This is a genomic window from Pseudomonas sp. GD04158 (assembly GCF_029834875.1).
Taxonomy (GTDB): domain Bacteria; phylum Pseudomonadota; class Gammaproteobacteria; order Pseudomonadales; family Pseudomonadaceae; genus Aquipseudomonas; species Aquipseudomonas hydrolytica.
Map to the genome: position 1 here is coordinate 26,976 of NZ_JAODYT010000006.1, position 12,652 is coordinate 39,627.

At 59.7% G+C, this 12,652-nt stretch carries 9 protein-coding genes and 1 pseudogene; 7 read left to right on the top strand and 3 right to left on the bottom strand.

The annotated features are described in order from the left end of the window. Positions 1-245: 245 nt before the first annotated feature. Both N7333_RS04055 and N7333_RS04060 read right to left on the bottom strand, forming a co-directional pair. Complete coding sequence (locus N7333_RS04055) at positions 246-1,616, bottom strand: DUF1329 domain-containing protein (RefSeq protein ID WP_124084319.1); 1,371 nt, start codon at positions 1,614-1,616, stop codon at positions 246-248. Positions 1,617-1,632: 16 nt separating this feature from the next. Continuing rightward, a complete protein-coding gene (locus N7333_RS04060; protein WP_279858513.1) occupies positions 1,633-3,306 on the bottom strand; it encodes a DUF1302 domain-containing protein in 1,674 nt (557 codons plus the stop codon). A 165-nt stretch (positions 3,307-3,471) separates the two neighbouring features. Between N7333_RS04060 and N7333_RS04065 the strand changes: the two genes are divergently transcribed. The 3 genes and pseudogenes from N7333_RS04065 to N7333_RS04075 all read left to right on the top strand — a co-directional run. Beyond that, a complete protein-coding gene (locus N7333_RS04065) occupies positions 3,472-3,786 on the top strand; it encodes a transposase (RefSeq protein WP_124212932.1) in 315 nt (104 codons plus the stop codon). Between the two features lie 611 nt (positions 3,787-4,397). Continuing rightward, positions 4,398-5,210: a transposase gene (locus N7333_RS04070; RefSeq protein WP_347815283.1), complete on the top strand. Its 813-nt coding sequence runs from the start codon at positions 4,398-4,400 to the stop codon at positions 5,208-5,210. A 24-nt stretch (positions 5,211-5,234) separates the two neighbouring features. Continuing rightward, positions 5,235-6,110: pseudogene (locus N7333_RS04075) on the top strand (IS3 family transposase); the annotation flags it as partial. Between the two features lie 58 nt (positions 6,111-6,168). Here N7333_RS04075 and N7333_RS04080 read toward each other — a convergent pair. Beyond that, on the bottom strand, positions 6,169-7,200 hold the full coding sequence (locus tag N7333_RS04080) for an AraC family transcriptional regulator (RefSeq protein WP_124084324.1): 1,032 nt from the start codon (positions 7,198-7,200) through the stop codon (positions 6,169-6,171). Between the two features lie 206 nt (positions 7,201-7,406). Here N7333_RS04080 and N7333_RS04085 point away from each other — a divergent pair, with 206 nt between their 5' ends. Genes N7333_RS04085 through N7333_RS04100 form a run of 4 tightly spaced genes read left to right on the top strand, consistent with a single transcriptional unit; the run spans position 7,407 to position 12,037 of the window. After that, on the top strand, positions 7,407-8,591 hold the full coding sequence (locus N7333_RS04085; RefSeq protein ID WP_124084325.1) for an acetyl-CoA C-acyltransferase family protein: 1,185 nt from the start codon (positions 7,407-7,409) through the stop codon (positions 8,589-8,591). 20 nt (positions 8,592-8,611) lie between these two features. After that, a complete protein-coding gene (locus tag N7333_RS04090) occupies positions 8,612-9,463 on the top strand; it encodes a 3-hydroxybutyryl-CoA dehydrogenase (RefSeq protein WP_124084326.1) in 852 nt (283 codons plus the stop codon). A 54-nt stretch (positions 9,464-9,517) separates the two neighbouring features. After that, complete coding sequence (locus N7333_RS04095) at positions 9,518-10,201, top strand: TetR/AcrR family transcriptional regulator (RefSeq protein ID WP_124084327.1); 684 nt, start codon at positions 9,518-9,520, stop codon at positions 10,199-10,201. A gap of 57 nt (positions 10,202-10,258) precedes the next feature. After that, positions 10,259-12,037, top strand: coding sequence for an acyl-CoA dehydrogenase C-terminal domain-containing protein (locus N7333_RS04100; RefSeq protein ID WP_124084328.1), 1,779 nt, complete (start codon positions 10,259-10,261; stop codon positions 12,035-12,037). The last annotated feature ends 615 nt before the right edge of the window (positions 12,038-12,652 follow it).

The following is a 12,652-nucleotide window of genomic DNA, read 5'->3' on the forward strand; positions in this document are numbered from 1 at the left end:
CAGACTTTCACCGGTATTGTTCCGCTTCTTCGAACCATCCGGAGTGGAGCGTCACTCAGCCTTGAAAGAAGCTCGAAAAATTCAACCAATAATTTATTCGGAGCTATAGATCACGCTTCATTTCTATAACTTTCCTTCAGTACACCCCCAGAACCTTGACCTCAGTTCCTGATATAGCGCCAAAGAGAAATGTCTGCCCGCCATTCGGGACGGGCAGCCAGATCTCCTCTGGGGAGCATGAGAAATCAACGAAGGCTTTGTCTGCGCAACGAGGCCGGAGTAAAGAACTCCGCCTTACGTGGCTCGGTAAACACTATTGCCTTAGCCTGCTCATTAACCGCAACGTTTACACCGTAGACACCGCTCACCAAATCGTAATGCACAAAGGATCCACGCATCACCCCGGGAGCAGTCCAATAGGCCAGGCTATGCATCGTATTTGTGCGCCAGAGGTTGCCGCGCCCATCGTAGCTATCGGATAGAACGACTAACCAACTGTCCTCGTCGACGTAGAAAGTTCGCTTGCCATATACATGCCGACTACCATCTTTCAAGGTAGCCTCGACTTCCCAGACCCGGTGCAGCTCCCAACGGCCATAGTTGGGGTTGGTATGACCACCTTTCATCACCTCGGTATAACGGGCGGGAGAATCTTGCTTGTAGTTGTTGTAGGGCACATAGAGTTCGCGCTTGCCTACTAGCTTCCAGTTATAACGGTCAAGCGCCCCGTAAAACATGTAGGTGTCATCGTATGTCGCCACACCGTTGAAATTGGGATTCGGAGTATCGTAGGCGACCGTCGGGGCCCTACGGACACGACGCTGTCCCGGCAGGTACAGCCAGGCGTTCCGCGGGTTTTTCACCTGATTGATCGGATCAACAATTAACAGTACCTCGCCCTTGCGCCGCGCAGGAGCCAAATAGTTGACCAGCAATGAGAAGTAGTCTCCACCAAAGGTCTCGACCGAGCCGCCGGGCAGATAAAAGGCAGACTGCTCGACTGCGATACTTTCACCAGAGCTTATGGTGCCATTGGGTTGTACCACCAATGCATTATAGCGATATTCTGAATCCCCCCCTTGCCAGCGTAGCAAGTGGTTCCACATCACCTCCTCGCCACTGGAGGGTATCGGGAAAGGTACACCACCATAGGCGCCCTCAATGCCGTTTCCACCGTCCACCAGTTTCGCCTTAATGGCATTCTGCTGGATGTTCCTTGCCACCCATTCAGGAACGGCGTGAGTACGGTGAGTCGGATAGATGTCCAGACGGTAGCTATCGGGGTATTTCTTCAGCAAGGCCCGCTGCCCTGCCGATAGCTTGTCCGCATACTGACCTAAGTTCTGCGCGGTTATAGCAAAGAGCGGCTTTTCATCCACAAAAGGGTTTGGCAGGAAATCGCCCGACTTGTGGGCGTACCCCTGCGGGCCGCTCGTCAAACCGCCGGTCCATGCGGGAATGGTGCCCTCTTCGTTGCCTGCCTTTATACCGCCGAATGGTGTAAGGTCATTGCCCAGCCGTACAGCCTCCTCCTGAGAAACTGCGCCGTTCACGGAGGAACAGCTTATTACTGCGCTCACAAGTAAAGCTATTTTCCATTGTTTGAAATTATTCATAACTTAGCCCACTGAATTAGAAGCTGTAAGAGGCGCTAACAGCGATAAAGTCGCGGTCGGTGAGAGCGCTATCCGCCGGGTCACCCATGAATCTCGAGTAGCCGACATCGAAAGCCATATGGTCGCCATAGTTCAAAACCGCCTTGATGCCCAAACGGTTGTCACCCTCGTTGAACTGGCCAGCCGCAGACCGGCCCTTGACGTTTTGGCTCCACGTGACAGGAATGGAAAGGTTGCCTCCGGGAATAATGTTGTAGTAGTCGAGCGACACACGAGCGGTATATCCCCAACCCCACTTGTCTTTTTCCAGCTCATTTCGCTCAAGGCCATTCACTTTGTTGATGCCCGCCTCGCCCAAGATGGTCACGTTATCGGCGAAGCTGGTCGGGCCGACAATATGTACAGCCGAAAGCTGCGCCTGAACGACAGGCGCCTCTGTATAGATTGTTACTGGCAACGCACCGAACACTAGCGCGGCATCCTGTTGCAGTACCGGTAGATTTCGGCGGTAAGACACTTCACCGGAAACATTGGTATTGCCGATGACAGTGCCGAAGCTGGCGCCGATCAAGTTGATATTTTCCTTGTAACGCAGGTGGTAATTGGCAGGCTCCGGGTAGCCTGGAACACCCAGCGCCAGAGGGTCTAGCACCAACTGCGGCAGTTTGTCGTGATAGTTGATGTAGTAGAGACCGAACTCAGTATTGTTAAGACTTTCAGCCATATAACGCAGCGCGACACCGAACTGCCCAGAGTCACCGGCCTTCTCGTCCTTTCCACGCTGGATGGCAGAGCAGGGAAGGCGTCCGAGATATACGCACTCCGCTCCGTCCCCAAGGTAGTCGAGGGTACTGAAATAGGATCCACTTTCATCCAGTCGATTGGCCTCCCACTCGAACTGCACATAACTTTCTAAACTGAGATTTTCAGTCAGGCCTATCTGGGCGAACGCCTGCTGTACAGGAAGGAAGATCTCCTTGATCTGGACGCCTGGCACATTGGCCTTGGTGATATCCAGAGGCCCCTGGGCCGAAGAAATACCGGTGAGAATGAAAAGACTCTCGCCCCAGCTCACCGTCTGCTGGCCCAACCGAACACTTACCGGCGTGTCGCCAAGCGTGAAATTGCCATAAGCGAACATATCGAGCAACTCAGCGTCCCGACCATGCACCTTTCGGGTATTCTTCTCGAAACTATTGCTGCGATCACCTACCGTATTAACCGTCGACGGGCGGTTGTTATCATTGCTTTTGTTATAGACATCGTCATACCAACCACGGGCACGGACAAACAGCCCCATATCGGAATATTTAATATCGGCCTCCGTAACGAAGGAGAGCCTGCTGGATATCAACCCTTTATTGAAGTTACGGTTTCCATCATCCTTGTTATTGCCACCAGTCGCGAAATTAGTGCCCCCCCTGACCGGCAGAGGTCCGACTGCAGTATTGACCATCGATGGCACGAACCCACTGTCCGCAGTCGTAAAGCCGTTCAGCAAACGGCTGTTTTGCCCTTGAACCCGCCAAGCAGCGCCGTAGGCCAAAGTAGTATCCCAATCGATGGTCACGCCGTTTTCTAGGTCAAAACTCTGTGCCTGCATATGGCTCCAAGGGAAGACCATGAGAGTCGAGCAGCCGATTAATGCCAGCCATCCTGGTGCAATCGGCCTCTTGTTCTTATTTTTCATATATAGCCCTTAAGCGCTCTAATAAACTCAGTTCGTTACAGCGCCTTTAAGCCTATTGCAGGCTGGGTGAATATCCCCCCCCCATAGGTAAGGGTATGGATTGGTCTGTCCCGGGCTGAGTGGACACTGACCTAAGGTGGATAATGTCCGCCGCAAGGAGTGTTCATGACCCAGACCAGACGACGTTTTCCCGAATCCTTCAAACGCGAGGCGGTAGAGCAGCTGCTTGCCGGTACGCCGCTTCGTCATGTGGCTGAGACGCTTGGCTTCGCTGAAAGCCTGCTGGGCAAATGGAAGCGCCAGTACAAGCAGCACGGTAACGATGCTTTTCCGGGCAACGGCAAGCAGCGTGGCGAGAGCGCGGAGCTGCGTCGGCTACGCCAGCAGCTGGCCCAGGTCACCATGGAGCGTGATGTTTTAAAAAACCGCCCCCCCGGCGCTCCGCGTCCCATTGGGTTAGAAACACGCCCACTACACTGACACCGCTGGACAGTGGTCGTCTGCTTTTTGGAGGCTGAGTCCCAGTCAAAAAACCTGACCCAGGGGAAGCTGCGGCCCCGTTAGTGGTGGCGCGTTTCGTGACCCTGTTTAGGAATGTGATTTGATCCGAGTCCCCGTCCCCGTCCAGCATTTCCTGCGATTGGAGGGAACTCATGAAAAAGTCCAGTTCGGAGCGTCATGGCCTGCCGGTTATTCATGAGCGTGCAGCCGGTATCGACATCGGCTCGCGCTTCCATGTTGTGGCGGTGCCCGCCGATATCACTGAAGAGCCGGTGCAAACCTTCAAGGCGTTTACCGCCGACGTGGAGCGCATGGCTAATTGGCTGGTCGATCTCGGGATGCCCGCGCAGTTCCTGGGCGCAAAACCGACGTTAACGATGCACAGTGGATCCAGCGCTTACATGCCTGTGGCTTACTGCGTGCCAGTTCCCACCCTGATCGGGAGATTGCCGCGTTACGCAGTTCTCTACGCTTGCGGGAGCGCCACCTTGAATTACGCAGCTGCGCATATCCAGCACATGCAGAAGGCGCTCACCCACATGAATTTGCAGTTGCACCATGTGGTCGCCGACATTACCGGGGCTACAGGTATGCGGATCATCCGTGCGATTGTCGCCGGCGAGCGAAGCGCTGCGACACTGGCGACCATGCGCGATACCCGTTGCAAGTCGAGCGTTGAGACCGTACAGAGTGCCTTAGTTGGCAACTACCAAACGGAGCATGTCTTGGCTTTGGCGCAAGCGTTAGCCATGTACGATGCCTATCAGGCACAGCTCGAAATCTGCAATCAGCAGATTGCCCAGACGTTGCTATGTCTCTCCCAGCAGAAGTCCCCGCCCAGCAAGCCGTTACCAAAACCACGCCACCGCACTCGGCAGCCGAATACGCTCAACTTCGATGTGCGTACCTTGCTCTATCAACTGGTTGGCGTCGACCTGGCCCAGATCCATGGCATCGGCCCTTACTTGGCGCTGCGTTTGGTGGCTGAGTGCGGAACTGACCTGAGTCGCTGGCGTACTGCCCATCACTTCACCTCCTGGCTGACGCTGGCACCTGGCTGCCGGATCAGCGGCGGCAAGGTACTGTCAGCGCATACGCGTAAGACCAAGAACCGGGTTACAGCACACTTGCGCTTGGCCGCGGTGACCATCGGCAAAACGAATACGGCATTGGGCGCATTCTACCGACGCTTGTCTGCGCGCATCGGCAAGGCCAAGGCGGTGACGGCTACCGCTCGAAAGATCGCCATCCTGTTCTACAACGCCATGCGTTTCGGCACGGCTTATCAGGACCCAGGTGCCGATCACTATGAACAGAAGTATCGGGAACGCGTGGTAAAAGGGTTGCACCGTCGAGCAGCCGAGTTTGGCTTCACGCTACAGGCTGTCGAGGGTGTTTCTTAGGAAGGCGCTCGCCATCTTCTCGCAGCCCACGAAGTGAGGTTCCGCGTCATCGAGGCGTTGGCCGGTCGTTACCCCGTAGCGCCCATGTGCCGGCTGCTGCGAGTATCGCGCAGCGGTTTCTATGCCTGGCAACAGCGACCTCCTTCGGCGAGAGAGATGGCGAATCGGCGCCTGAGCAAGGAGATCCGCACCATCCACCATGAGATGAATGGGATCTATGGCCATCGCCGCATCAAGGCAGAATTGACGGCCATGGGGCAGGCGTGTGGCCGGCATCGGGTCGCTCGACTGATGCGCGAAGCCGGTCTGCGCGTTCGTTCGCGCAAGCGCTGGCGGCTGGTTTCCAGTAGTCGCCACGATCTACCGATTGTCCCGAATCACCTGGATCGCCAGTTCGTCTCGGATCGCGCCAACCAGCATTGGGTCTCGGACATGACCTACGTGCGGACGGCCCAAGGCTGGCTGTATCTGGCGGTTGTGCTCGATCTCTATTCGCGTGCCGTCGTCGGCTGGGCAATGCACCACCGGATGCAGCTGGCCCTGGTCCATGCCGCACTGGAGATGGCTGTGGCACGCCGACAGCCGCAAGCGGGGGTGCTGCTGCACTCGGATCGCGGCAGCCAATACTGTGCCTACGACTACCAAGCCTTGCTGCGGCGACATCGCATCGTGCCCAGTCATTCGCGCCCCGGGAACTGCTGGGACAACGCCGCGATGGAGAGTTTCTTCCGCTCGCTGAAGACCGAGCGGGTGTACCTGACGCGCTACGCCAGCTACCAGGAGGCGAAAACCGACCTGTACGACTACATCCGCTTTTACAATCACCGCCGTCGCCACTCGACGTTGGGCTACCTCAGCCCGATGGAGTTTGAGCGGCGCTATACGAGCAGTAGCTCTTAACTACCTGTCCACCAGTTCCGGGACAGACCTGTCAGTGGTTATGCGTTAAGCTGCTTTTTTAACAGCCACCAGAATGGTGCACAGTTGCGCGCTGCTTTAGCCGGTAGTTGCCCGGACTGTCTCCCGTCCACTGTTTGAAAGCCCGGTGAAAAGCGCTGGTTTCACGGAAGCCGGCCTGCTCAGCAATCGCCGCGACACTCAACTCAGTGTTGCGCAAGCAGTCAAAGGCAATAGTGCGGCGTACTTCATCCTTGATCTCCTGAAAAGAGAAGCCCTCCCGTTGTAGCTGGCGACTAAAGCTGGCGACACTCAAGTTGCGTTCGCAAGCCAAGTCAGCCAGGGTCGGCCACTGTTCGTAGCGACAATTGCGTAGCTGCCTATATACCTGAGCGCTGAGTCCATCTCGATTGCTAAAGCGGATGATCACCCACTGCGGCGCCGTGCGCAGAAAGGTTTTGAGCGAGGCCAAATCCTGCACGACGGGCAGCTTCAGGTAGTCGGCTTCGAACTCAATTTCGGTATGTGTGGCCTCGAACGTCAGATCCGGCCCCCACAGCAGGTGATCGTCTCCATGGGCAGGCCGCGGGTGACCGAATTGCGTGCGATTGATCGGAATGCGTCGACCCGCCAGCCAACACAGCAGGCTGATAACCATGGTCAAGAAGGTTTCCTCGAGAATGCTGTGGATGAACTGATCCTCTTGGCGTGTGTGCAGGCTGATCACTGCGCGATTGCCGCGTAGAGCTAAATTTCCCTGGATATCCCTAAGGAACAACCGACAGCTGGCCAGGCACTGGCACAGTGCCTGGCCGAGTGTATTGGTCTGGATCAGGCCCCGGCAGATCAGGGCGAAACTGCCCACCGGCATACCGTGCGAGTCATAGCCGAAGAACTCGTCGTCCAACTCCTGGGCGACGGCTAGCCACAGCTTGGCGAAGGCTGCGGCCGATACCCGCGCGGAACTATCGGCTAGCAGCAGTTTCTCGATGCCTGCTTTCGACAGGATGGTATCCATGAGCTCTGGCTGCTCACGCAGCCCATGTAGCGCGGCCTGAACAAAATAAACGGACACCGAATCTTTCTCTTGCATTGCTTCGTGCCTGTTGCGCAGCCACCCGCCTGGAGTGGCAAAAAACATCAGCCAAGCCGGTAGTTTTCGGCATGGGCCTAATCTTGTCGCGTCCTTAGACTAACCGGACATAAGCGCTTGGTCGGATCGACGACATGTCTCGCCTGGCAGTCACCAATCGGTTAAATCAGCCGGCGCACATCGCCAATGCATCACCGGAGTGTCCTATGCCCAGCCCCGAAGTCTACATCGTCAGTGCCGTAAGAACCGCAATCGGCTCCTTCGGAGGTACGCTCAAGGATACCCCGCCCTGCGAACTGGCCACGACCGCGGTCAGCGTCGCCCTGCAGCGTAGCGGTTGTGCCGCCGAGCGGATCGGTCATGTGGTGATGGGCAATGTCATTCCCACCGAGACACGCGATGCCTATCTTTCCCGCGTGGCCGCGATGAATGCCGGCATACCCAAGGAAGTCCCCGCGTTCAACGTCAACCGCCTCTGCGGTTCCGGCCTGCAGGCCATCGTCTCGGCGGCGCAGAGCCTGCTGCTGGGCGACTGCGATATCGCCATCGGTGCTGGCGCAGAATCCATGAGCCGCGGTCCCTACCTGCTGCCGGGTGCCCGCTGGGGCGGGCGCATGGGCGACATGCAGGCGGTGGACTACATGCTCGGCATCCTCCACGATCCGTTCCAGCGTATGCACATGGGCATCACTGCCGAGAACATCGCAGAGCGGCTGGGCATCAGCCGCGAAGACCAGGACGCTCTGGCGCTGGTCAGCCAGCAGCGTGCGGCTCGCGCCATCGCCGAAGGCCGCTTCGCCGGTCAGATAGTGCCGGTTGAAATCAAGAGCCGCAAAGGCACCCAGCTGTTCGAGGTCGACGAGCATGTCCGCGGCGACACCTCGCTCGAGCAACTGGCGGGCATGCGCACCGCGTTCAAGCAGGGCGGCACCGTCACCGCCGGCAACGCCTCGGGCCTCAATGACGGCGCGGCGGCGGTGGTGCTGGCCACAGGCGCGACGGTGCGGGCCGACAACCTGCGCCCGCTGGCCCGTCTGGTCAGCTACGCGCATGCCGGCGTCGAGCCCGAGCTGATGGGGCTGGGGCCGATTCCGGCAACCCGCATGGCGCTACAGCGTGCCGGCCTGAACATCGCCGACCTGGACGTGATCGAGTCCAACGAAGCCTTCGCCGCCCAGGCCTGTGCCGTGGCCCGCGAGCTCGACTTCGACCCGGCCAAGGTCAATCCGAACGGCTCGGGCATCTCCCTCGGCCATCCAGTCGGCGCCACCGGAGCGATCATCGTCACCAAGGCCATCCACGAGTTGCAGCGCACCCAGGGCCGCTATGCCTTGGCGACCATGTGCATCGGCGGTGGCCAGGGTATCGCCGCGATCTTCGAGCGCGTTTGAGCCAACAGGAGAGCAGGATCATGAGCGACGAACGTATCGGCGTCATCGGTGGCGGGATCATGGGCAGCGGTATTGCCCAGGTGTGTGCCCTGGCAGGTCTGTCCGTTGCCCTGGTCGACATATCCGAGGCCGCCCTGGCCAAGGCCAGGGCGAGCATCGCCAGTGGGCTTGGGCGACAGGTGGACAAGGGCACGCTGACCGAGCAGCAGCGCGCCGCCGCGCTAGGGCTCATTGCTACCAGCACCGACTATGCCAGCCTGGGCGATGCCGGCCTGGTGATCGAGGCGGCCAGCGAGAACCTGGAACTGAAGCAGCGCATCCTCAAGCAGATCGGTGCGCAGGTCGCGGTTGACGCCATCATCGCCAGCAATACCTCGTCGCTATCGATCAGTCAGCTGGCCGCCCAGGTGGAGCACCCGGGGCGGTTTATCGGTCTGCACTTCTTCAACCCGGTGCCGCTCATGAGCCTGGTGGAAGTGATTCGCGGACTGGACACCGCCGAGGCGTGCTACAGCCGTACCCTGGCGTTTGCCGAACGCATCGGAAAGACCGCGATCAGCGCCGGCAACCGCCCGGGCTTCGTGGTCAACCGCATCCTGGTGCCGATGCTCAATGAGGCCATCTTCACCCTGCAGGAGGGCCTGGCCAGTGCCGAGGACATCGACACCGGCATGAAGTTGGGCTGCGGCCAGCCCATGGGGCCACTGGCGCTGGCGGACCTGATCGGCCTGGATACCCTGCTGGCGATCCTGGAATCCCTCCAGCAGGGATTCGGCGATCCAAAATACCGTCCGGCCCCCTTGCTCAAGGAACTGGTGGCAGCCGGTCGCTTGGGGCGCAAGAGCGGTCATGGCTTCTATCGCTATGGCTGACCAGCCGCAACCAAGGATGGGCCAGCACTGGCTTGTTCCGGGAGGCATGGCGCCATGAATACCAAGCGATCGCTCACCTCGGCTTGCCCAGGCGAACCAGGCGAGGCAGTGCCCTCGCGGCTTGAACAGATCCGCGAAAAGGCGCTGGAACTGTTCGCCGAACGGGGCTTTGCCGAGGTGGGCATGCGTGAACTGGCCCTGCACCTGGGGATAGGCGCCGGCTCGGTTTACCACCATTTCGCAAGCAAGGAGCAGTTGCTGTTCGAGCTGATCGAGGAGCTCTACGAAGACCTGCTCGACGCGGCCCTGCTCACCGAAACGGGCGTTGTCCATGGCCGCCTGCAGGCGTTGTTGTGGGCCCATATCGGCTTGCACGAACGCCGCGGCCTGCATTTCCTGATGGCCGAGCGGGAGTATCGCTGTCTCTCGCCGCAGCACCAGGGTCAGATCCAGCAGATGCGTCAGCGCTATGAGGAAAAGCTCCTGGCTCGTCTGCTGGAGGCTGGCGCCAGCGGTTCGCTGGCGGTGCTCAAGGCCACCGTGCAAGGCGTCGTCGCCTGGCTTAACAACCTGCCGGCCTGGCTGGATCAGTCTGGTTTGAGCCGGGCGCAGAGGCAGGAGGTGATCGGCGCGATTGTCCTCGGTTCGCTGTCCGGCGTTCTCAAGCAGCCGGCCGCGGCTGCAGATAGCACAACCGTTGTTACGTTGCGCGTCCCAGGGGCAAGCCCGCGCGGCTAACCTTTTATATCAACCGGGGCATGCTCAATGCCCTCGCATTACCCGAGTGACTCAAGCATGTCTGATTACCAAGCTCCCCTGCGCGATATGCGCTTCGTGCTCAATGAAGTGTTCGAGGTTTCCAAGCTCTGGGCCGAGCTGCCGGCTCTGGCCGAAGTGGTCGACGCCGACACCGCCGCCGCCATCCTCGAGGAAGCCGGCAAGGTCACCGCCGGTGTGATCGCCCCGCTCAACCGCAGCGGCGACGAGGAAGGCTGCAGCTGGACCGATGGCGCGGTGACGACCCCGAGCGGTTTCCCCGCAGCCTACCAGACCTATGCCGAAGGCGGCTGGGTCGGCGTCGGCGGCTCGCCGGAGTTCGGCGGCATGGGCATGCCCAAGGTGATCGGCGCTCAGGTCGAGGAGATGGTCAACGCGGCCAACCTGTCGTTCGGCCTGTACCCGATGCTGACCGCCGGCGCCTGCCTGTCGATCCTCAACCACGCCAGCGAAGCGCTGAAGGCGCAGTACCTGCCGAACATGTACGCCGGCGTCTGGGCCGGCTCCATGTGCCTGACCGAGCCGCACGCCGGCACCGACTTAGGGATTATCCGTACCAAGGCCGAGCCCCAGGCCGACGGCAGCTATCGTGTCAGCGGCACCAAGATCTTCATCACCGGCGGGGAACATGATCTCACCGAGAACATCATCCACCTGGTGCTGGCCAAGCTGCCGGACGCCCCCGCCGGCCCGAAGGGCATCTCGCTGTTTATCGTGCCCAAGGTGATGGTCAATGCCGACGGTTCGCTGGGTGAGAAGAACGCGCTGTCCTGCGGCTCCATCGAGCACAAGATGGGCATCAAGGCCTCGGCCACCTGCGTGATGAACTTCGACGGCGCCACCGGGTATCTGGTCGGCGAAGTGAACAAGGGCCTGGCGGCCATGTTCACCATGATGAACTACGAGCGCCTGGGCGTCGGCATCCAGGGCCTGGCCCTGGGCGAGCGCAGCTACCAAAGCGCCGTGGAATACGCCCGCGAGCGTATCCAGAGCCGCGCGCCGACCGGTCCGGTCGCCAAGGACAAAGCCGCCGACCCGATCATCGTGCATCCGGACGTGCGCCGCATGCTGCTGACCATGAAGGCGCTGAACGAGGGCGGTCGCGCCTTCTCCAGCTACGTCGCCATGCAGCTGGACACTGCCAAGTACAGCGAGGACAAGGACACCGCCAAGCGCGCCGAGGAGCTGGTCGCCCTGCTCACCCCGGTGGCCAAGGCCTTCCTCACCGACATGGGCCTGGAAACCACCGTGCACGGCCAGCAGATCTTCGGCGGCCACGGTTTTATCCGCGAGTGGGGCCAGGAGCAGCTGGTCCGCGACTGCCGCATCACCCAAATCTACGAAGGCACCAACGGCATCCAGTCGCTGGACCTGATGGGGCGCAAGATTGTCGGCAGCGGCGGCAGCTACTACCAGCACCTGGCCGACGAGATCAAAGCCTTCGTCGCCGGCGCCGATGCCTCGCTGGCCGAGTTCACCCAGCCGCTGGCCGCCGCGGTGCAGAACCTCGACGAGCTGACCGCCTGGGTGCTGGACCGCGCCAAGGGCAACCCCAACGAGATCGGCGCGGCCTCGGTGGAGTACCTGCAGGTGTTCGGCTACACCGCCTACGCCTATATGTGGGCGCTGATGGCACGGGCCGCGCTGGGCAAGGAGGCGCAGGACGAGTTCTATGCCAGCAAGCTGGGCACCGCGCGTTTCTACTTCGCCCGCCTGCTGCCGCGCATCCACTCGCTGAGCGCCTCGGTCAAGGCCGGCAGCGACAGTTTGTACCTGTTGGGCGCGGAGCAGTTCTGATGCACTTTCAATCTATCGGAACATGATAAGTGAGTTAGATAAAGAGACAATGAGCATGCAAGCCAATCCCACATGGTTGGTACCGGCCAGTGAAGGTTTGAACCATACTGGCCGACAGCGCTCTGGTGGTCGGTGGTGGCTAATTGGTGCAGTGAACCGCCATACAGTGGTGGCAAGAGAGTTCGCATGATCCTGTCGGAACTAGGTTTCCCTGTCTGGTCACCAATTGCACTGGATTGTGCCTCCTGGCCTGTTGCTGCCCTCCCCCGCGGTTGCTGCTCAACAGCATCTGCGTTGGGCTCAAGATCTACTAGTTTGTGAGCGTTCTGGCGGCCTTAGGGCCGCCTTTTTTTGGGTTCTTCGCGGAGTCAGGGGGAAGTGCGAGTTGACAGTCAGGGAAATGGGTAGATTGGCAGTCGCCAAACACACCAACCCCCACTCCCTGCTGTCGCCGTGCATCCTATTGATCTTGCTGCTTTCTGTGCGGATTTCGGTGAACGTGACCGAGCGTTTCGCTAATACGTGACCGGTGCTTCCACCCCGGTTGCGCGGGTTCTGGATTGTAATTGCATCGGTCACGATGCGTGTTGGCGCTGACCGAAAATTGACCCAGTA